Genomic DNA, 20,833 nt, shown 5'->3' with positions numbered 1-20,833 from the left:
TCATGTTACAAAATCCTTATCTAAAACTCTTCCGTATTTCTAATGTTTTTACAATTCCACCAGATATTATCGTAGGTTTTTTAGCAGTTGCCCTTAGCATAAATCCATCAATAGGTTACAATATTTCAGATCTCGTGATCCTGATTTTTTCATCCATATTTTTATACCTTGGTGGTATGGTCTCAAATGATCTATTTGATATCAGGGTAGATAGACTTGAGCGACCAACTAGACCTTTACCCTCAGGCAAAATAAGAAAAACAAATGCACTATTACTTGCCATCCTCATGTTTAGCCTGGGAATAATCCTAGCATCATTTGTAAATCTTTCGGCTGTTGGAATCTCGATGTTACTTATTATAGGCATATTATCATATAACTATCGAATCAAGAATGGCTTTTTCAGACCATATTTGATGGCGGGAATACGAGCATTAAACGTTCTGTATGGTGCAAGCTTTGTTTTTGATTTGTCAAGCAATAGCACAGTTGAAAACGGAAGTCTTTTGATGTCTAATACAGGTTTTAACTCTTCTCTATTACTTGCCTTGGCATCCTTTGCTGTATATTTTCATGTCTTTGTCCTTACCTCTCTTAGCAAAAACGAAACAACCAGAGAATTCTTAATAGTCAAAAATGCCCTAAATATTCAAAGAATCCAAATTACGTATCTTATCTTTTTGCTTATCACTTTATCTTTAGCAATTATTTTGGTCCCATTAAAATTGGATTTTCTAATTTTTATTTTATTATTCTTGTTCTTGATCAATTTACTTTTCGGTAAAGCCTCCAAAATGGATCGCAGCCGGGGTGAGTTTATGATGAGATTCTTGGTCAAATACATGCTAATTCTCCTCATAATGCTAGATTCAGCATTTATAGCAGGCGAAGTTGGCCTGCTGCCGGGGTCAATTGTAGCATTACTTACAATTCCGTGCATAGTACTCGGTAGATGGATAAGCATGACATAATTAAGTCCCTTAGATTAGGAGATAATTTTCACTATTTTATTAATCCAAAAATATGAATTAACAAGGTAAGTCATATACATGCAAACTAGACGGTTTGTATTACAAATTTTTTTAAATGGGTTTTCATGATGTGTATATGACATGAATAAATCTATTAATTTGGCTTTACTCGTAAGTTTAGGTTGCTTCGTAGCATCAGCTTTTATCATTATTTGGTCACCAGATATTCAATCCAGTAGTGCATCTTCTTTTGTACCTGAAAAGAATTCGACACTTTCAAATTCTTCAGTAAGCAGTTTTGAAAGTAATCCTGTAACTACAATTATCATTCCAAATGAAAATTCCAGGTTAAATGAAAATTCTAGTAGTAGCGAGAATGTTACTAATGTACCTATGCAAAGTGTTCCACTACTAAATTCTTTGTCATCAACTAATACAAGTACAGGAGTAGTGAAAGATCAAAGTGATTTGGATTCCTCTAATGATACTATAAAGGCTAATGTTAGCAGTGAAGCTACAAACAATGATACCATATCAGATTCTCAACAAAGAGGCGAATATCTAACTGATAATAATGGCATACATTATTACAATATCAACAATTGCAGCGAAAAGAAGGGATCATCAGGTATTGGAGATATGTCTGAATGTGAAGATGCTGCTAAGGAAATGAGTGAAGAGTAAAAAAGATCAGAGTTTTTTTGAAGTGAATTGAGAGGAGTTTAGTCCTAAACCTAGATATTATTTTTTATCTTTATCCTGGCTTAGTTGAATCTTGTGGAACATACTTTTTTCTTGCATATTTCCAAAAAATAAAGGCGAAAGTTTGCAAAATACTAATTAGTAGACTATCTTGCTAAGGTGCTAAATTGTCACTTTTAAGATTGCTAAGAGTGTTCTTTTCTCTAAGGGCCAATATCCCCGCAATAACAAATAATGCCAATGCAGGCACTGCAAACCATTGAATCAGAGCGAAAAGCATTACTCCACACGCGATTAAGATGCCTCCAACAATTTTATTATTTTTAATTTTAAATGCAGCAATAATGGCTCCTACGTTTATTCCTATTATAGCTATTGCTATTAGCAATGCCCAACCAACAAAAAGTGCCAAAATCGGGATTCCAACAAAGCTATTTATCAAAAAATACAAAAAGAGCCCAATAAAGGGAATAATGAGTCCTAAAATAGCTGTGATAATGGTTAGCTTCTGGTAGCCTTTCATAATAGTATATGTTAAGAAAAGTAATTAAGTCATGATCCTATTTTTCTTTATTTAATTTTGACAAGTGTTTCTAGTATTAACAATTGCTAAACATGAATAAATCCAAAGACTTTTATTGAAAGTTGAAAATTGGGTGACATTTAAAATGCCATCCTTTTTTCCGCCATACTGCCAATCGTGGTATAATGTGATGCCAACCCTTTCAACAACTTCCAGATTTTCCAGACGTGTATTGGTTTGAAGGTAAGACATTTGGACATCAAACAAGGGATTTGGATGTTGTTTTTGCTTGACAACAATGCTTTATTAGATGCAATATTAGGTGCACCTAACTATAATATAAACAATTTCTTGATTATCGGATGTAAGAATATCATCAAAAAACCGATTGAATTTATAGTTTTAAGCAAGAAAGGTTGGCTTTACCATAAATAACATAGCATTCACTAGTTTTAAATAAGAACTTTGGATATCTCATACATATGGCAAAATGTCCATTTTGTAAGGAAGCAATAAATTTAAGTCAACTCATAACGGAGGAATTCGAAGATGGGGATTTGTTATTCAAGTTCTTGGGCTTGAGTTGTCCCAAATGCGAGATACTATTAAAAATACAAAAGATTGATTAATACACACTTAATCAATAACTAACTAATTTGAGATTTGCAATCGGGTACATCTATTTTAGTTAATCATTTATTTTTTCTATTGTACAAAACATGGAATTAAAGTAGATTCTATTAGGGTGAGTTATTTGGTATTTTCAAAAAGATGAAAACGAGGAAGCTCTACTAGACAGGCCAAATGTATGCTAGTTAATTTTATCCACGGATAAAGCAGAATTTTCTATTGATTAATAAATACTATGACCAATATATTCACTTGTTTGACAAACAACAATAATAAAAGTTCAAAATATTTTGTTATTTTAGATATTGTAGGATTAGGGGTTTCACATATTTCTTCGGCATCTCAGGATTATCCTAATATCTCAAGTTTGCTTGGGAACGACGGTGAATATGGATATATGAAGCCTGTGTTTCCGTCTGTAACATGTTCCGTCCAGGCAAGTATTTTGACTGGAAAATATCCAAAGGAACATGGAATTATTTCAAATGGTTTTTTTGATAGAGAAAACTTACAGACCTTATTCTGGGAGCAATCTACTAATCTTGTTCAGGCTGAAAAAATTTGGGATACTATAAAAGCCAAAAATGATGTCCTCAAGACAGCCCTTTTATTCTGGCAAAACTCTATGTATTCAAATAATGACTACGTTGTTACCCCTCGTCCTATCCATTTAGAAAACGGACAGATGGACATGTGGTGTTATTCTAAACCAGTAAACTATTATGAGGAAATAAGCAAAGAAATTGGCGGATTTAATCTGATGAATTATTGGGGTCCGTTTTCTTCTATAAAGTCCTCTGAATGGATAACGAAATCTGTTCAATACACCATCAAAAACCATCGCCCAAACTTGTTGTACGCTTACTTTCCACAACTTGATTATACTGCTCAGAAATTTGGTTATTCTAGCCCCCAAGTAACAGATGATTTAAAGCAAATCGATAATTGCGTCGGTAATATTATAGAAAAGGTTAAGGAAGCAGGTATTTTTGATGAAACTCATTTTCTCTTGATTTCTGAGTATGGATTTAATGATGTAAAAAATGCGATACCAATAAATAGAATTTTAAGAGAGAAGGGATTGCTCCAAGTAAGAACCATTAACGGAAAAGAATATATCGACTATGAATATAGTGAAGCCTTTGCAATGGTAGATCATCAAGTAGCACATGTTTACATGAATACAAGTAACAAGATAGATAAACAGAAGATTAAAATTGCGATAGAAGATATCAACGGAATCCATATGGTTTGTGATGAGAAAGAAAAACAAAACCTTCACATAGATCATGCAAGGAGTGGAGAACTCATTGCCATAGCGGAAAAGGACAAATGGTTTAGTTACTACTGGTGGTATGATGACCAGAAAATCAAGAACTCAAATCCTGATGATACTAAAAATAATGAAATTGAAAAAGCACCTAGCTTTACTAAAACAGTTGATATTCACAGAAAACCAGGATATGACCCTCTAGATTTATTCATCGACCCTAAAAGAAAATGCATCTCGACAGATACTAGCCTGATCAGAGGATCCCATGGAAGACCATTCAGCATTGAATCAGGGGAGGGCTTGTCTGCATTCGTATCAAACAAGAAAATAGAACATATTGATAAAGAAATTTTCGACGGACATCCTGTAATCAATTGTTTGGATATTTTTGAAATAGTAAGAAAGAACTTTGTTTAAGAGGATACAAGAATTAGATAGCATTTTATGCGAAAAAAATTTCGTTAGTTAGATCAACAATAAAATGACATTTTCATACTCTATTACTTTATCTTCGTTTCTGAATATACAAAAAAACGAGATAGAAACCTTAGAAAACCTTTGCCGATTAGGTTTGACTGAAGTGGAAGTGTATGGAGAACCAGATGATATGGATTGGGATCATCTTAAGGATCTTCTAAATTCATTTGACATAAAAGTAATAGGAGTTACTGGGATGTGGGGTAGGTCGAGTTCAAACGGTTGGAAAAGGCGTCTTCTAAGTAACGATAAATCAATACTGAAATATTCTGAAGATTATGTGCTAAAGTGCATTAAATTATGTAATTATTTTGGAGGAAATCGAATTAATCTGTGTTTGTTTTCAGATCCAATTTATTCTTTTGACGTAACTCATAGGAACGTTAAACCAAATCACAAGACTACTGTGTTGTCTAGTTGTGTCCCTTTATTGAACCGGCTTTTAAAAATTGCTAGAGATGTAGATGTCTCTTTGATGGTAGAACCACTTAATCGATATTCAACACCCTACTGTAGTACTTATTTAGACGCAACACCGCTAATCGAAAAATGTAATGATTTAGAACTCATGCTAGATACTTTTCATATGAACATAGAGGAAGATTCTTTTGAGGATACAATTCTAAATTCACAGCATATTCTTTCTCATATGCACTTTGCTGATAATAACAGGAAAATGCCAGGATTTGGCCATATTGATTTTGATATAATTGTAAAAACCTTAAAAAAAATTTCATATAAGGGCAAGATTAGTTTTGAACCCACAATCTCAAACAAAAATTACTTTCCTGCTGTTAATTTTGGATTAGAGCATGTAAAAAAACTTGATTTGAAATATTAAATATATAAAAATTCTGAAATAATAATTGGTCATATTGAAAATATTTCGTAAGACATCAATCTTTATTAATAAAGGCAATAGCATACTTACAGATTATTTTGAGTGAAGCCTATGTATTATTGAATGTTAATTATAAGAAACAATCCAGTGTAATAGATCATATAAAACAGTTATCTACAGTAAAGGCAGTTAAATCTGTATACGGAATTTATGATCTAGTGATCATTTTTGAATCGGATAATTTGCAACAAGTGAAGAGCGAAATAGACGAAAAGTTACCACTTATTGACGGAGTAGATAACATGACAACATTGATATCTGTTTCATAAGAGAAAACAAGGAATGTATGCTTAAGATAAAATATGGAGTATTGATTGAAATTGTCAGTAGAAGAGTATGAAGTTATAATAGTAGGGGCAGGTCCCTCTGGACTTTCAGCGGGCATATTTGTGGCAAGACAGAGGACGAAATGCCTTGTGATTTCAAAGGATTTAGGCGGACAAATGAATTTGATTCCTAAACTCGAGAATTATCCAGGAACCATGATGTCAAGCGGCCCTCTACTTGCTAAAACATTGGAAAATCAATATTTGACGTTCAATGGGGAGATGACTTTCGATACTGTGGAAAAGGTCGATCAAGTCGAAGGAAGTACTGACTTGAGGGTAAAAACTGGGCGTTCTGAATATCTTACAAAATCATTAATTCTTGCCCCTGGTAAAGTTCCAAATAATTTAGGTGTCGAGAATGAAATCCAATTTCAAAACAAAGGTGTTCATTATTGTACAAAATGTGACGCTCCATTTTATCAAGGTAGAACTACCGCGACTGTAGGAGTCGGTGGATACCTTTTAGAATCAGGAATCTTGTTGTCTAGAATGGCATCAAAAGTTTACCTAATTTACCGAGGTGGTCAGCTTGGAGGAGATAGGGATATGATTGAATCAATCAAGAAGAAAAATAACGTGGAACTAATCCCTAATAGCATGGTGACTCTAGTTTCAGGTAACAACTCGTTGCAGCAAATTCAAATCAAAGACAATGCTGGTGTAGAAAAAATGATAAATGTTGATGGTTTATTTGTTGAAATGGGATCAAAGATAAATCTAGATTTTGTAAAGCATCTTATAAAACTTAACACCAAAGGTGAAATCGAGGTTAGTGATGGAGGAAAGACCTCTCACCCTGCTATTTTTGCTTCTGGCGATGCAACTAACATTCCTTATAAGCAGATCGTAGCTGCATGCGGTGACGGGGCAGCTGCAGGGATTTCTGCATTTAATTACGTTGAAAAATTAAAAGGAAAGCCGGGTATCCGTTCAGATTGGAAGAAAACTATAGGCGATACAGTGTTCCATTACTAGAGTAGATTGTCGCTTTTATCTTCTTTATTTTTTTATTTAGGGATGCCAAAGACATATTTTCCTCCAAATTTTATAAAGAAAAAATAGCGTTTATTGCTAAATCTATTTTAATTGAAACATCATTTGGACCCGGTCTGAGGCCAGGGTTTTTTATATTCTAGATACTTTGTTAAATTCATTGAATAGAATTTTTTCAATGAAGATATGTTCTTTTCATATTCATCAAAAACAATAAATAGTGTAAATTTAATAAAATCTTCCATCTCATTTGAATTAATTGATCCAGATTCAAACAGGTCATTGATTATCGTTTTCAATTTGGTTACCTTTTCTTCCTCCATACTAATGCTTATGTTTGCGCGTTGTGTCATCTAATTCTTGTATTCTATTTGGTATTTATCCTAATCCAGGTAAATTTATATAACGATTATATGGGTCAAACCATTAAAATATCACAATTTCGATTGAGAATACATTTTACTGGGGATAGTGCTATTAGGATTTTTTCCATATAATTATTTTTGGATAAAGATGAGGAATCCAATCTCATGTTGTTAATAATTATATGCATATACAGAAGCATTCTGAATCCATCCGAATTCAAATCTGAACTTTCTTTCAAGTTTATTTCGAAATGATTGATTTCATAATAGGAATTACTAAGTAAATTTAGTTAGCAATTTTTTACTGCTACATTCTTCAAATTTGATATAAATTATAAAAATCAAATCCTTAGTGTCTATGACCAGTACTAAAAGTTTTTCTACAAAAAACGCAGGTGTTCTAGTAGCAGTATTTTCCATAGCCATCTCAATTGGACTTAGTCAAGTGTCTACGGCAATGGCCCTTGACGACATTTTGAATTGTAAAGAAGTTGCAGATGGATCTAATGATCTTAACACGAAGGATATAAAGTCGTGTGATGAAAAAGTGGATAAAGTATCAAAGAATTCGGGGTTGAAAACTGAAAGTGAAGATTCTGCATCTTCAATCGATGATGAAGATGCTGATAAAAGTAATGGTGTGGAAAGTAAAGCCGACAGTGTTCTCACAGCAGGTCCTGCGGTAGCATCATCAGATGATCACATCATTAAACCAATCAACCTAAATAAGGGCACAGAGTCAGATGAGCCACTAAAAACAAACGCAGATAAGAACAAAAAATCAATCGAATCCTCACCTAAACAAATATTTCAAGATGAATTGGATTTGAGCCACCAATTTGACAGAAATACAAATAGTGGTGTTTCAGAATTATACCAATCATTTGATTTGCCCTATACCGCAATATACAAAAACCAATAAACTGCCGCATACCTTACTTTTTTTATAACCATTTTTTTTGATTAATTATTGATAGTATAGTGAATTGATTAAATTAGATAATAATTTGTTCTTGAACATTTGTTCTTGAACTCATGTTACCTATGTCATTAACCTGATATCAAAAATGATTTGTGAAACAGAAATCCTAAATTGATATGATGGGATTCATAGTAATAGTAGCTATCAGAAAATAAATGTCATACATATCTAGACCACCAAATATGTATTATTTTAGAATAATACAATTAGACAGTATGTATCAAATCTGTAAGATTTCTCTTTGGTTTGGGAATTAGCATTTTCTTTGGATATCCTATGCATAAGATCGAGGATGGGGCTAAATCAGTACCAACTACTTCTTTCAGTAAGTGTTCATTAAACATGCCTATCCAAATGGAGCTCAATCCTAATGCATGAGCAGCTAATTGGGCATAACCAGCTGCAAGGGTAGCGTCTTGAATGGAAAATTTATTTATTACCTCTGGATCAAAATTTAATTTAATCCGTGAGGGATTAGAGCAAAATACCAAAACTAAGGGTGCATTTACGTAAGGTTGGTTATTGGCAGCTTTTATCAAGTTCTGTTTTAATTGGGTGTTTTTGATATGATAAATTTCAAAACCTTGGAACCCTCCAGCCGTGGGGGCCGTGTCAGCAGCAGCAAAAATAATATCGATTTTCCAATCTTCTAATTCTCTTTCCTCAAATTTTCTCTGCGAACGCCTATTTAGCATAACATTAAAAATATTACTACCCAACACGTCGTCAATTTCGGACTTCTCCTGTGGAGTGGGTTCTTTTGGATAAACTTTTGGAAGTATGTCAGAAGGGAACATACTTTCTAAAATTCGATTATCTTCCAATATCCATAATAGATAAGCGTCATTAAAAAAGATTATAGATTGAAAAAATAAGTCTAGTTTTATTATTCAACATTATTTTTATTTTATTAATTTAATTTATATAGTTCAAGTTATTTTAGACCTATATGGAACAAAGTTCTATTTAAAAGAAATGATAAAATTTTGCATATAATTTAAATAATCAAATGTATCTTAAAGATTTACCTATTTTGTAATAGTAACTTCTACAGGTAGTATTTTCTATTTTGTTTCCTAAGAAAATGAACTTGCTTTGATTTGGGTTTGATTTCCAATAAGAGAAACCTTATATTTGTGTCTGATTCTAAATAAGATACACCTGAACACAAAAACAGTTCTAGCATGTAGTGCAGTCATAATCGCATTCGCATTAATCGTAGCTCCATTGGCAATGTCTGAAGATGCATTCGCAAAGAATAAAGCAAAACAAAGCATTACTCAACATCAATCATCACATCAAAGCAGCCAATCAATAGGCGGTGGCGGTAATATCTTATCTGGTAACAATATCAACCTCCAAAACCAACAAAACTTCGGTTCCAACGTTTTAGGTCAAAGCGACTAAATTCCTTTTTTTGTAATTTCAAATAGCATTAGACATTTTCTTGAGCAAATAAATACCTCTTTAGCCTTTTACTAAATAAATTGCCATTTCGGAATTTAATATAGAATACCTAAGTAACTTTTAGCACTTGTCTTATTTCATAGTAGGACCTTGTTTTGGCAATAATCATCTTATACCAAACAACAAATCAAAATCATTTTCAGTACTTGACTATGCATCTACATTTTGAGTCTGCTGGAATGTGTCCTAACAAAGCTCTTTAAATCTAAATTTTTCTCCATATTGTGCCACCACGAAACAAGTAGAATAGCGAGTTTTAAATGTGAAAATTCTACCTTGGTATAAAACCACGGTATTTTTCTTTGTTCCTATCTTTAAGATATAAAACTATACCAATAACAAAACTTACTAATCCTGCAATAAACAAAATTACTCCCAAAACTAAGCCTCCAAAACTGCTTAGGTCTATTTCACCATTATCCTTTAGGAATGGTAAATTTCCGAAAAATAGATAAACTGAAGCTTTATTGTTTTGATCCATGTTAAACACCGAAATATCATATCTTCCAGTTGAATTTGGAGTTATAGTAGAAAAATAGGTCTTTTGAAAAGTAGAATTGGACACTATTTTTCCATTAGGAGCAGTTACCAATTCATTTAGCACTGTCTGAGCATTGTCTGTAGAATCAATGGTAATAGTAAGCAGCTTGTCAGTAGAATTAATGAAAATACTAGAATTATAGGCCGTTAGGGGATCAAGTGTTATTTGGTTCGTAGAGAGGCTTGGATTGTTCTGAATAAACATGCCGCTAAAAGACAGCCCCCACATAAAGAACACTATTATTGAAGTTAAAAAGAGAGCACCACTTATAATTAGCACCTTAAATCCTCTTTGCATTTGAATTGTATTTCATTGAATGATCCTTAAATATAATCTGTAGTGGATTGCCAAATTCACCTGCTTTGATATACAAGTCAATTCCAGGCTAACAAAATTCTCATCTCCCAAATATTTATTGACTAAAATTGCAGCACGTGGAGCGCAGAAAATTATTCTTGTATTGGTTTTGATTTCTACTTTAGCAAAGAACTTCGATATACTATAGTCTGATTGGACTAGTGTTTTAACCAATTTTAACATGATCAATCAATTATATGTTGGTATGAAGTAATAAAAAAAAGTCTAGTCATCAAATCTATTTATGAAATGTTGGCATTTAACGAATTTTGTAAACTGCAGAATGTATGATCACTGTATTTATAGTTTAATAATTATTCTAAAATACGAACTGGTCTTGAAGGATCGGCACGCATCAGTAAAAGTGGGGTAATGCTTCAATCCATAGTCAGCAAACCTCACTTTTACTTTTCAGTTTTAATAAAATGTTACGATTAGTTTCTGATAAGAAGAATAAGATTGACCGCAACTTCATCTACAAGTATAGGGGAAACGAAAAGGTTACTCATTAATTGTAATCCTGTTTTTTTTATCTGAGGTATCAAGAGCAGATACTATTAATTCAAAAGGCTATGTTTTTTTGATCTTTGCTCTCAAGTTAGATAATCGCTATTGTTGGCTTATTGTTATAGCATGGATTCAATCCTTGGAGAAACATTAATTTCAAGACTGGTCAGATCAGTTCAAAGTATTTGATCTGGTATCTAAGAGCAGATTCACGACAATTATTTCCAAAGATAAATATGTTGGTCTGGCATTTGAAATTAGTCGGTGAAAGTATTGATAAAACATGATAGATTAGACTATAAGACCATTTATGATTTTATTATGGGATTAGACCCAACCATCAGATTTGTTGGATTGATAGATGATATGGGAAGATTGGTGTATGGTGGAATGAGATCTGGAAAAATTTCACTAGAATCTGAAACTGAATCTGTAAAAATTTACATGGAATTTGCCTTAATTTCAAAATTACATACCGATTTTGACTCTAAATTAGGGGAGGTAGTTTATTCTTTAACTGTCAGAAGAAAGATTAAAATGCTTTCTTTTCCAATCAATGGTCACATAATTAGACTATCACTAGAGAAAGAAGCAGATCACGAAAAAATAGTTAATGCCGTCCTTGCGTATATTAGTGAATTTGATCAAAAGCCAACTGTTTAGGTTTTCATTTTGCCTTCGTAACTCTGGATAATCTGTTCTATGGCTTTTATTTCATCTAAGCATTGTTCTTGAAACTCGGGGTACAATCCTTCCTGTTTTAAAGCCACAAGCCAACTATCCATTTTTCTAAAGAAAGAAATATAGTTTTCAAGCTCCTTTATAAAAGATTGTCTATTATCTGGTGTATCCAAATTAGAGAAATAATTTAGGATTATTAATTGAAAATGTAACCTATTTAATCTCAGTTCAGCGAAGAATTTTCTATAGAGTATAACCCTTTCTTCTTTAGATTCTGAGACGATATTAGAAATGGACGGCATCCTGTTGTTTCTCATGTTCGGATATAAGAGGCGCACAAGATATATTTTTTCATCAGTTTCAGCATAAGCTGTATTTTCTGATTCTGTAGGGTTTAGAAAGGAATTATCGGTCTCTATGTCTAAGCTCTGAAAGATAATGATGCATTTGAATTACCATATGTTTCGATGGTCCGACTATTCCACCAGTCGTCACCAGACCATATCCTAAAAGCCCGCCAACTATAGACATACTCATAATTATAATGAAATAGTCTGCGAATAGTTGAGCATACACTTTGAATACCAAATTCTGATATACCAAATATCCATAAAGTTCTTCGTTTAATATGTAGGTATTTAGTGGGAAACAAATTGTAAATGAAAAAATCGCTAGTATCAATGCATAGAAAATATAGATTTTTGGATGTGTACATTTTTTTGTCTTGTTTTTTAAATTCCCTGACGATGATAGTGGTGGAAGATTTATTTCAGTAAATGTTTTTCTTGATTGTTTTTTGTCAAGTAGATAAATAATTGCAAATGGGATTATGTTTAAAATATAGTACCATGATAACCCAATCAAGAATGGGTTAGAGATGATTTGGGTTAAAAGCATGATTATTATATAGAAACTTCCCACCAATAGGATCACTTCTTTGAAACCCGGATAATTTTTCAATATGTTAATAAAAAAGCTCGAAAGCAAAAATGGGAACCCAAAACCATAAACTAACAAAGCAACTAGTGGATTAGGGTTGTAATTATAAAATTGAGTTTCTGAAAATGGTAGCGAGAAAAAATAAATAAATCCAGACAAAATCACCAAAATAAAAGAAAGATTGAGAATGAGTTGAATTTTAAGAATAGTTTGTTCATTCTTATCTAGTAGGCTATTTGAGTGATCTAGAGTGCTTAAATTATCAAGATCACGATAGTTTGTATCTCCTTCATCGGCAGATTTGCGGTTGTTGGATTTTTTGTTCTGTAAGAGGATTGAATCAATCAAATTATTTGTAATCCAAAGGTTTCCCGATCCTACTAACATCCACCCAATCAATAAAGTAACGTGAGGTGGGCTGAGAAGACCATCTAGTCCAAATTTTAGATGCCAAGAGAAATCAAATGGTCCTGCTGACAGAATCAAAATAGTCCCTAATAATATGAGGATATTGGCTTTTCTGTGTGGATTTTTATTTGAAATATTTTTTCTTAAATTAATAAAAAATGTACTAATTACAATAAAAATTCCAGTATAAACTAAGGTATGTGGATATGAAAAGAAACTTTCAGGCTGGCTCAAAATATGGTACGTTATATCCCAGCTGCCTCCCGAAAATGAGATAATTAGTCCAGAAATGATGATTAAATTTTGATATCTATAAAGAATATCACTAAAGGCCTGGAGTGAAATGATCGACATTGTTAATCATCTGTTCACCTAAAATATTGAAATGTGACCAACTCGTTCCTACAAAGTCAGATTCTCTTTTCTATCACTTTTACCACATTATCTATTCCAAGGTCCACAATATAGTTACCAAGCCTTGGACCCTTTTCTGTGTTTATCAAAATCTTATATAATAGTTTGAATATCTCTTTGGGCTGAAGATTGTTGCCTTTAGCATTATTGAAAATTATGGTTTGTACTTCTTGGGCTAAATCTTCATCTGGAGTTTTAGAATTATCTCTCTTTTTAGCTACGTTTGATGCCAAGCTAGATAACTGATTTCCTATTTCGGATATTACTTCTTTCTGAATACTGCTCATTTCAACTTTTTCATCGGCTCTACCACCTTCGGCTTCGCCTTCACCTCCTGTCGAGTCACTGAATTCTCTTACCCAGCTTGTAGCAAGAGTTATTTTGTTAATCAAATCCTTTTTCTTGATGTCTTCTGCCTTTACCAACCTATATTTCTTGAGCCTATCAAATATAGCATTTAACAGCAGTTCTGAATCCTGGATTTGGTTATTAAACAGATTTGCCTGCTGTATTAGTATCCTATAGGGTATGTGTATTGACGAGGAATCGTCTGCTGCTGGACGAAGGTGATTAATATACTCGTAAACTCCATTCATTTTCAGTCGTTTGCTATCATTTGGTTCACTTATTTTTCCATAGAAAATATCTTCAAATAAATCGTACTCATCCATGAGTAAAGGAATATCGTCAATGCCAACATGTCTGGTACCTGAAATTCTTTTGTAGAGCAATAATAAAAGAGATTCAGGTGATCCGTACTTTAGCCACATCTGTGGAGTCAAGACATTTCCAGCGGATTTGCTTATTTTCTTACCACCTTTGTCTAAAAACATTTCATACTTTGCGTGCAAAGGATGACTAAATTTCAAGACTTCATCAGATATCCAATCATTAATTCTTACAGAATCCATAATGTCTTTGCCAAAGGCCTCGAATTTGATGTCAAAGGCTTGCCAACGTGCTGCAAATTCAACTTTCCAGGCTAATTTTCCATTTCCACTGTCAATTTTGACTTGACCGGAATGTCCGCACCCTTGAATTAATTTCTTTCCAATTGTGTTACCGGTACATGAATATGTCACAGCTCTCTCATTTTCTAAATAGTCAATTGAGTTAGCGACATAAAGTCTGCTACATTTTTCACAAATAGGAAAATAAGGTAGAAATTTGAGGTATTTTTGTTGACCCGTAGATTCTGCAATCTTGTCTCCAATCAATTTGCTATTTAATAGAATTTTGTGAGTTTGCTCTGTTAGTATACCACTTTTGTAAGTTTGGGTACCGCTCCTAAAGGTGTACTTTATTCCTGCCGAGTCTAACCCTTCTAAAAGCAAACTACTCATATGTTGTCCGTAGGAGTCATGGCAATCACCATATGGGTCGGGAATGGTAGATACTGGCTTACAAATGTGATTTTCCAGCCATTTGGGCAGCCCAGCCGGTACCTTCCTTAATCCATCTAGGTCATCTGAGAATGCTATTAATTCTGATGAATAACCGAGATTCTTCAAGGCCAAAGAAATCCCATACGCTCTCACAGCGTCCCCCATGCTTCCAATATGAGGGATCCCGGATGCTCCTAAACCACTTTCAACCTTGATGTTTGCCGTTGACCTGCCGAGTTTTTTTTCCCGTTCAATTATTGTGTATGCAATCTTATCAATCCAGGTTCCTTTGCCAATTATATTTTCAGGAGAACTACTCATTTGTCCTATAATAATTTTGTAACATACGGACCATTATTAGTATATCCAAATTTTCTATAATAATCTCTGGTACCTACTGCACTTATAACTGAAATTTTTTTTAAACCGTATTCTTCCCTGCAGATTTTTTCGGCTTCAGCTAACAAACCCTTACCTAGACCCTTATGTTGATATTTGACTTGATTATTACCAACCAAACCACTATCATTAGCAATGGGATTAAAAATAGTGGAATAATTATCATAAGAGTTGTCACCAATTCTGAACATCATACTAGATTTTTTATTATCAGTTGTAGATTGTTTCTTATTAACCTGTTCTCCTATTTTTGCGACAGTGCCATAGACATGTAGTTCTCGTACAATTGCAGAGGTAAATGATTTGTCTGTCGAATCAGAGATATTGTTGTTACTGGATCCTGTTATAAAGTCAAACCCTGACTGCAATTCTTTTCTAAGAGGATCAGACATGATCCGCAGTCGGAGGAAACCAAAGAGGAGCATCCTATCCTTTAACTCAAAAGATAAGAAAATTTCCTTTCCATTAGCTGCATTATACTCTGTTCTAAATAACAAAACATCATCGTTTGAAAATTCTACTTTGTTTTCATATAGTCCTATTTCTCTACAGCGTATACATTTACACTTTATTCCTTGTCTTTTTAATTCTTCTAGCACCTTCTGTCTAATGTTTCCCATTTTAGGGCCCGAGATGATGTCAGGAGCTTCGATTTCTCTCTGTATTCTCATTATTCTTACCCATGGAGGAATAAATTTTTTTATTTCTACCAGGAGTTCCACAAGCTGGTTTGTAGAGTAACTTTTGTACTTTTGATCTTTATATAATTTATAGAGTCCTGTATTTCGTACTACGAGTGTGGGGTAGATTTTTAGCATATCTGGTTTTAGTCTTTCATCCTCAAACAAGATCCTTGAATCATTCAAATCTTGCTCAAAAGAAGATCCGGGTAAACCAGGCATCATATGAGCACCAATCTTATAACCGGAATTGCGGGCCTGATAAAAAGCTTTATAAACATCTTCGATAGTATGACCTCGATTGACCATTTTAAAAACAGTATCATTAAGTGACTGGACTCCTAGTTCAATCCTGGTTGTTCCAAGTTCTAACATCAAATTGATATGATCCATTTTGCAATAGTCAGGTTTTGTTTCTATGGTGAGACCAACACATCTTACAAAAGCCGTTTCATTTTTTTGCTTTGCTTTCTCGAGTGTAAGCAAAAGCGAATCCAATTTAGATATCCTTTCTTCTTGAGAACTATTACCTGTTGAAAGCGTAGTATGCTTATCTAAGGTACTAGAATATTCATAAGGTACTTGGATCGGATATTCTACATGTTTGATTGAATTTAGAGCATCATAACATCTTTTAACAAAATAAATTTGGTAATCCTTAGGATAGAAGGGAAACGTTCCTCCGACTACAACTAACTCTGCTTTACTGACCTCATGACCGCCTTCCATCAATTGCATTATTTTATAACGGACCTGTTCGTAAGAATCATATTTTACCCTTTGAGCGAATTTGGTGGATGGTTCAGTACCCACATAACTAAGAGGTGTGTTGTATTCCTTCCCACCAGGACAGTAGATACATTTCCCATGGGGACAATCGTAAGGCATTGGCATAACTGTAATGACTGCTATACCAGATTGAGTTTTCATAGGCTTTTTCCTTAAGAGTCTTTTATATTGACTATTGATTGGGATGAAACGGTTTATTTCAGCATATTTTGGGATACTAGGAAGTTTATACTGAGAAGATTTTGATTTTATGAGACTATTGATCTCACGTAAATTCATCATATTGCCATTAGTATTATTAGACAAGATATCATTAGCTATTTCATTGCATATCTGCTGATATCTGTTATCATCTTTATCATTATAACGAGACGCTTTTACAAACAATCTAGTGACTGTCTCCTCTGAAAATATTCTATTATGCCGACTAAATATCTCTTCCTAATTTTCTAAAAAAAATTACTCTGATTTAGATGGTATCAACTGCGAATAGCAGGAAGGGTATGAGGGGGAATGAGACGGAAACGGAGCTACAAATAGATATCCAAACTAAACCATCTGAAAATTAACTAAAAAAGCTTTGGAAATTTATCTGTCCTATTTACTGTTAACCAAAAAAACACCACAAATCACATGCTAAAAAGGCAAATTATCGAAAAAATATCAAAACAACAAAATGAAACTTGCCTATATGGAGGACAGTATTGGCTGCTTGTTATTCAATTCACTACTGTACACTAGACCAATTTTCAAATTCAATTAAGATTTAACAATTAGAATGGCATTATAACAATTTCTTAGCTAGAGCTGGACTTCTTTTATCCTATTATGATTTGATGATTTGATAAATGAATTACCTGTTCCGTTTCTCCGGATATTTCCAATTATGGTGGATTTCATTCTCTCATCATTAATGGTTTCAATTATTTCATTAGCAGTTTCTCGTGCTGCAATAACGCAAAACCCTATACCCATGTTAAAAGTCCTATACATTTCTTTTTCTGAAATATTCCCGTCTATCATAATTTGTTTAAATATACCCTCAATAGCGGGCATATTATCTAAAACATAATCAACTCGTTTATTCAATCTTTTTAGCTTTGTAAACGCACCACCTGTAATATGTGCAAGTCCATGTATTCTTGCTCCAAATATTTCAACTATCCTAAGGATAACATTTGAATAAATAGCAGTGGGTTTAAGTAATTCAGATCCAATTGGTTGATTAACAAAATCTGGTTTATCGTTAATATCATGCTGTTTAAGCAGGACATCTCTTGCTAGAGTTAACCCATTCGAATGGATTCCAGAACTCCTTATTCCTATTATCAAGTCACCAGGTCTAACCTTATCCCCTAGTATCATGTTTTTCTTATTTTCTAATATTCCAAGAACCATTCCTGCCAAGTCAAAGTTATGGTCTTTTTTTTGTCCTGTAATTATATCTGGAAGTATTGCTGTTTCGCCTCCAACTATTGCCATATTTGAAATTTTAGCTCCTTTGACTAGGCCCTTAGTAATCTCCTTTAATAAATTGTCATTAGTTTTTTCCAGAGCTACGTATGAAAGATACCCTACAGGGGTAGCGCCTAAGCAAACGGTGTCATTAACATTCATAGCTATGCAGTCGAGTCCGATTGTATTGTACTTATTCATGGCTTGAGCCACTAAAATCTTTGATCCAACACCATCAGTGTGCAATGTCATTATTCTACTATTGAATTCGATGAGCCCTGCATAGTGACCAAATCCAGAAATTACTTTACCTATTTTTGGTAATAGATGAGTACTCTTTATGTTTTTTCCAATAGAATTTTGAATTGACTTTATCTTATCTACGTCTATTCCAACATCACTATATTTAATATTGTTCTTGCTTGAGAACTTCAACGATATGAATTAGAGAAATTTGATGGTCCTTATAAATTTAAGAGGATGATACTTTCTAATCAAATTTAGTATCATGATGTTTGAGGATTCTGATTTTTTCTGTTGATAAGACTAATATATTCACAACCCATCGGGCCACAGTATCTCCCTACATATACTGCCTTTGGCCTATAGAGAGCTGGTTTTGGAGCGGCTTCAGCGAATTTCTCTTCAATAATGTGGGCGTTCCATCCCGCTATTCTTGATATAGCAAAGATTGGTGTATTTAGATCAATGGGAATCCCCAAACTGTAGTATAATGAGGCACTGTACAAATCAACATTTGGGTAAATCAGCATTTTCTTTGTCTGATACATGATTCGCTTTGTTACTTCCTCAATTTTTTCAGTTATGTCATACCATTTTGAATCTTTTTCTTTGGAAATAGCCCTAGATAATGTCGCTAGGACTTCTGATCTTGGATCGGTAGTTCTATACACCGCATGCCCCATCCCCATAACTCTTGCACCTTTTGTCAGCCTATCTTGGACCCATTTTTCAACGTTATTTATATCGCCAATTTCTAGTAACATCTTCATTACTTGAATATTAGCTCCGCCATGGAGCTCCCCAGACAAGGCACCCACTGCACCGCCTATGCTTGCATAGATGCTTGCTCGTGTTGATGCTATCTCACGAGCCGCAAAAGTTGAGGCATTAAAACTATGTTCAGCGTGTAGTATTAAACTGATATCAAATATTTTAGATATATCGTGCTTTGGGTGTTCTCCTCTAAGCATATATAAAAAATTATGTGCGTGTGAATTTTCAACAAGTGGTTCAACTACATTTTTGTTATTTCTGATCCTATCCCATGCAGCAACTATCGTTGGTATCTTTGCAATTAAAGATATGGCCCTTTCAATATTGGCATTTTTCCCTTCATCCTGTCTGTTCCGGTCGTAATCTGCTAGTTCTAATATGGAAGATTGCAATACATCCATTGGATGTGCTGTAACAGGTTTATTTTTCATATTCTTGGTAACTGATTCAGGAATTCTTCGTGCCTCAGTCAATTTTGAGTTGAAGACATCAAGTTCCTCTTTTACAGGCAAATCTCCAAATAGCAGGAGGAATGCTGTTTCCTCATAAGTGGAATGATTGGCCAGGTCAAGAATGTCATAACCTCTATAAATCAATTTTCCGTTTTCACCGTCGATGGAACATATTTTTGTGTCCGCTACTTCGATATTCCTTAAGCCTATATTGCGTGTATCCAATGACCTAAATTCTAATATTGATTCTGCATATTAAAATAATTCTATTAATTCAAAGCAAGCTCTCTTTTCTGATGAAATTTCATAGCTAGTCTAATCTGAACATTGTAACATGACAAAATTAATATGATATTTCTAATAAGGACTTTAAATTCGATGAACTTTGAATTAATTAGCCAGGAAATTATGAATTTCATTAAGAAAGAAACAGAATCCAGAAAATCAGACGGAGTAGTTTTAGGAATCTCTGGGGGCATAGATTCCACTGTGCTTGCTTATCTGGCAGCAAACGCGGTTGGGCCAGAAAATGTAAAAGGGTTGATAATGCCAGATGAAACTGTAACCCCGTCAAGTGATATCGAGGATGCTATTAGAATATGCTCAATATTGAAAATTGATAGTGAAAAAATTTACATAAACAAACCCAAAAATAGTTTCATAGAAGTAATAGAGGACACCGATAATATACTGCTGACTGGAAACCTGGTTGCTAGAATTAGAATGTGTGTGTTATATTATTATTCTGGCCTAATGGGAAGGCTGGTAGTAGGATCGTCTAATAAGACCGAACTGATGCTTGGCTATTTTACAAAATTCGGAGACGGTGCAGCCGATTTACTACCCCTAGGTGACTTGTATAAGACTCAATTATTAGGGTTAGCAAAGTATCTTGAAATTCCCAGTTCCGTTATAGACAAGAAAAGCAGCGCAAGGTTATGGGCCGACCAATTCACCGAAGATGAATTAGGTTTGCCATTCATTAAACTCGATCATATGCTTCAACTATTTGAGTCACAAAATAACTTACACTTTGACATACAAGATATCGCTGGTGAATTTCCAGGTTTGTCTTTGAAGGCTATACAAGAGGTTCAACAAAGGATAAGAAATAATCAGCACAAACTGACTTCTCCACCAATTTGTAGAATTTCAAAATGAAACCAGGATTGGTGATTGATAATTTTTAATAAATT

Annotated in this window: 21 protein-coding genes; 11 read left to right on the top strand and 10 right to left on the bottom strand. The window is 33.7% G+C overall.

Translation table 11 applies throughout. The features are described from left to right. Positions 1 to 2: 2 nt before the first annotated feature. Both NMY3_RS11385 and NMY3_RS11380 read left to right on the top strand, forming a co-directional pair. A complete protein-coding gene (locus NMY3_RS11385; RefSeq protein ID WP_196815971.1) occupies positions 3 to 971 on the top strand; it encodes a UbiA family prenyltransferase in 969 nt (322 codons plus the stop codon). Between the two features lie 141 nt (positions 972 to 1,112). Further along, entirely contained in the window at positions 1,113 to 1,655 is a 543-nt protein-coding gene (locus tag NMY3_RS11380; protein WP_196815970.1) for a hypothetical protein, read from the top strand. Between the two features lie 172 nt (positions 1,656 to 1,827). Here NMY3_RS11380 and NMY3_RS11375 read toward each other — a convergent pair whose 3' ends face one another. Then, the gene (locus tag NMY3_RS11375) at positions 1,828 to 2,196 is read right to left on the bottom strand and encodes a hypothetical protein (RefSeq protein ID WP_196815969.1); all 369 of its coding nucleotides are present in this window, start codon (positions 2,194 to 2,196) and stop codon (positions 1,828 to 1,830) included. 252 nt (positions 2,197 to 2,448) lie between these two features. Here NMY3_RS11375 and NMY3_RS11370 point away from each other — a divergent pair, with 252 nt between their 5' ends. The 5 genes from NMY3_RS11370 to NMY3_RS11350 all read left to right on the top strand — a co-directional run bounded on the left by NMY3_RS11370 (position 2,449) and on the right by NMY3_RS11350 (position 6,781). Continuing rightward, positions 2,449 to 2,631 carry a hypothetical protein gene (locus NMY3_RS11370; protein WP_196815968.1) on the top strand — a complete coding sequence of 61 codons (183 nt, stop codon included), beginning with the start codon at positions 2,449 to 2,451 and terminating at the stop codon, positions 2,629 to 2,631. Positions 2,632 to 3,082: 451 nt separating this feature from the next. Next, a complete protein-coding gene (locus NMY3_RS11365) occupies positions 3,083 to 4,516 on the top strand; it encodes a nucleotide pyrophosphatase/phosphodiesterase family protein (RefSeq protein WP_231100031.1) in 1,434 nt (477 codons plus the stop codon). A 64-nt stretch (positions 4,517 to 4,580) separates the two neighbouring features. Further along, complete coding sequence (locus tag NMY3_RS11360) at positions 4,581 to 5,417, top strand: sugar phosphate isomerase/epimerase family protein (protein ID WP_196815966.1); 837 nt, start codon at positions 4,581 to 4,583, stop codon at positions 5,415 to 5,417. A 98-nt stretch (positions 5,418 to 5,515) separates the two neighbouring features. Next, positions 5,516 to 5,746 (top strand): Lrp/AsnC ligand binding domain-containing protein, encoded by a 231-nt coding sequence (locus NMY3_RS11355; protein ID WP_196815965.1) that lies wholly within the window; start codon positions 5,516 to 5,518, stop codon positions 5,744 to 5,746. A 51-nt stretch (positions 5,747 to 5,797) separates the two neighbouring features. Beyond that, positions 5,798 to 6,781, top strand: coding sequence for an NAD(P)/FAD-dependent oxidoreductase (locus NMY3_RS11350; protein WP_196815964.1), 984 nt, complete (start codon positions 5,798 to 5,800; stop codon positions 6,779 to 6,781). 119 nt (positions 6,782 to 6,900) lie between these two features. Here the strand turns inward: NMY3_RS11350 and NMY3_RS11345 are convergent, their stop codons facing one another. After that, positions 6,901 to 7,152, bottom strand: coding sequence for a hypothetical protein (locus tag NMY3_RS11345; RefSeq protein ID WP_196815963.1), 252 nt, complete (start codon positions 7,150 to 7,152; stop codon positions 6,901 to 6,903). A 370-nt stretch (positions 7,153 to 7,522) separates the two neighbouring features. Here NMY3_RS11345 and NMY3_RS11340 point away from each other — a divergent pair, with 370 nt between their 5' ends. Beyond that, positions 7,523 to 8,086 carry a hypothetical protein gene (locus tag NMY3_RS11340; protein ID WP_196815962.1) on the top strand — a complete coding sequence of 188 codons (564 nt, stop codon included), beginning with the start codon at positions 7,523 to 7,525 and terminating at the stop codon, positions 8,084 to 8,086. Positions 8,087 to 8,352: 266 nt separating this feature from the next. On the opposite strand, the gene NMY3_RS11335 is transcribed toward NMY3_RS11340, so the two are convergent. Beyond that, on the bottom strand, positions 8,353 to 8,943 hold the full coding sequence (locus tag NMY3_RS11335) for a nitroreductase family protein (protein WP_425319407.1): 591 nt from the start codon (positions 8,941 to 8,943) through the stop codon (positions 8,353 to 8,355). Positions 8,944 to 9,280: 337 nt separating this feature from the next. On the opposite strand from NMY3_RS11335, the gene NMY3_RS11330 reads away from it, so the two are divergent. Next, the gene (locus NMY3_RS11330; protein ID WP_196815961.1) at positions 9,281 to 9,553 is read left to right on the top strand and encodes a hypothetical protein; all 273 of its coding nucleotides are present in this window, start codon (positions 9,281 to 9,283) and stop codon (positions 9,551 to 9,553) included. Between the two features lie 331 nt (positions 9,554 to 9,884). On the opposite strand, the gene NMY3_RS11325 is transcribed toward NMY3_RS11330, so the two are convergent. After that, a complete protein-coding gene (locus NMY3_RS11325) occupies positions 9,885 to 10,433 on the bottom strand; it encodes a hypothetical protein (RefSeq protein ID WP_196815960.1) in 549 nt (182 codons plus the stop codon). 858 nt (positions 10,434 to 11,291) lie between these two features. On the opposite strand from NMY3_RS11325, the gene NMY3_RS11320 reads away from it, so the two are divergent. Continuing rightward, positions 11,292 to 11,681, top strand: a complete 390-nt coding sequence (locus NMY3_RS11320) for a DUF6659 family protein (protein ID WP_196815959.1) — start codon at positions 11,292 to 11,294, stop codon at positions 11,679 to 11,681. Here the strand turns inward: NMY3_RS11320 and NMY3_RS11315 are convergent. The 6 genes from NMY3_RS11315 to NMY3_RS11290 all read right to left on the bottom strand — a co-directional run bounded on the left by NMY3_RS11315 (position 11,678) and on the right by NMY3_RS11290 (position 19,862). After that, the gene (locus NMY3_RS11315; protein ID WP_196815958.1) at positions 11,678 to 12,001 is read right to left on the bottom strand and encodes a hypothetical protein; all 324 of its coding nucleotides are present in this window, start codon (positions 11,999 to 12,001) and stop codon (positions 11,678 to 11,680) included. The two genes, NMY3_RS11320 and NMY3_RS11315, sit on opposite strands and share 4 nt — an antisense overlap. Positions 12,002 to 12,104: 103 nt before the next feature. After that, entirely contained in the window at positions 12,105 to 13,400 is a 1,296-nt protein-coding gene (locus tag NMY3_RS11310) for a hypothetical protein (RefSeq protein ID WP_196815957.1), read from the bottom strand. Positions 13,401 to 13,456: 56 nt separating this feature from the next. Then, positions 13,457 to 15,166 (bottom strand): lysine--tRNA ligase, encoded by a 1,710-nt coding sequence (gene lysS / locus NMY3_RS11305; protein WP_196815956.1) that lies wholly within the window; start codon positions 15,164 to 15,166, stop codon positions 13,457 to 13,459. Between the two features lie 5 nt (positions 15,167 to 15,171). Beyond that, positions 15,172 to 17,100: an elongator complex protein 3 gene (locus tag NMY3_RS11300; protein WP_196815955.1), complete on the bottom strand. Its 1,929-nt coding sequence runs from the start codon at positions 17,098 to 17,100 to the stop codon at positions 15,172 to 15,174. 414 nt (positions 17,101 to 17,514) lie between these two features. Further along, the gene (purM, locus tag NMY3_RS11295; RefSeq protein ID WP_196815954.1) at positions 17,515 to 18,603 is read right to left on the bottom strand and encodes a phosphoribosylformylglycinamidine cyclo-ligase; all 1,089 of its coding nucleotides are present in this window, start codon (positions 18,601 to 18,603) and stop codon (positions 17,515 to 17,517) included. Positions 18,604 to 18,674: 71 nt separating this feature from the next. Further along, entirely contained in the window at positions 18,675 to 19,862 is a 1,188-nt protein-coding gene (locus tag NMY3_RS11290) for a citrate/2-methylcitrate synthase (protein ID WP_196815953.1), read from the bottom strand. Between the two features lie 153 nt (positions 19,863 to 20,015). Between NMY3_RS11290 and NMY3_RS11285 the strand changes: the two genes are divergently transcribed. Continuing rightward, positions 20,016 to 20,798, top strand: coding sequence for an NAD+ synthase (locus tag NMY3_RS11285; RefSeq protein WP_196815952.1), 783 nt, complete (start codon positions 20,016 to 20,018; stop codon positions 20,796 to 20,798). Positions 20,799 to 20,833 lie beyond the last annotated feature (35 nt).

This window comes from Candidatus Nitrosocosmicus oleophilus (assembly GCF_000802205.1).
GTDB lineage: Archaea > Thermoproteota > Nitrososphaeria > Nitrososphaerales > Nitrososphaeraceae > Nitrosocosmicus > Nitrosocosmicus oleophilus.
The sequence above is the reverse complement of the archived record's forward strand: the minus strand, read 5'-3'. Positions and strand labels throughout refer to the sequence as shown.

Coding starts and splice junctions, on each gene's coding strand:
- NMY3_RS11385 (WP_196815971.1), top strand. CDS start 3: ATGTTACAAAATCCTTATCTAAAACTCTTCCGTATTTCTAATGTTTTT.
- NMY3_RS11380 (WP_196815970.1), top strand. CDS start 1,113: ATGAATAAATCTATTAATTTGGCTTTACTCGTAAGTTTAGGTTGCTTC.
- NMY3_RS11375 (WP_196815969.1), bottom strand. CDS start 2,196: ATGAAAGGCTACCAGAAGCTAACCATTATCACAGCTATTTTAGGACTC.
- NMY3_RS11360 (WP_196815966.1), top strand. CDS start 4,581: ATGACATTTTCATACTCTATTACTTTATCTTCGTTTCTGAATATACAA.
- NMY3_RS11345 (WP_196815963.1), bottom strand. CDS start 7,152: ATGACACAACGCGCAAACATAAGCATTAGTATGGAGGAAGAAAAGGTA.
- NMY3_RS11340 (WP_196815962.1), top strand. CDS start 7,523: ATGACCAGTACTAAAAGTTTTTCTACAAAAAACGCAGGTGTTCTAGTA.
- NMY3_RS11335 (WP_425319407.1), bottom strand. CDS start 8,943: ATGTTCCCTTCTGACATACTTCCAAAAGTTTATCCAAAAGAACCCACT.
- NMY3_RS11315 (WP_196815958.1), bottom strand. CDS start 12,001: ATGCCGTCCATTTCTAATATCGTCTCAGAATCTAAAGAAGAAAGGGTT.
- NMY3_RS11310 (WP_196815957.1), bottom strand. CDS start 13,400: ATGTCGATCATTTCACTCCAGGCCTTTAGTGATATTCTTTATAGATAT.
- lysS (WP_196815956.1), bottom strand. CDS start 15,166: ATGAGTAGTTCTCCTGAAAATATAATTGGCAAAGGAACCTGGATTGAT.
- NMY3_RS11285 (WP_196815952.1), top strand. CDS start 20,016: ATGAACTTTGAATTAATTAGCCAGGAAATTATGAATTTCATTAAGAAA.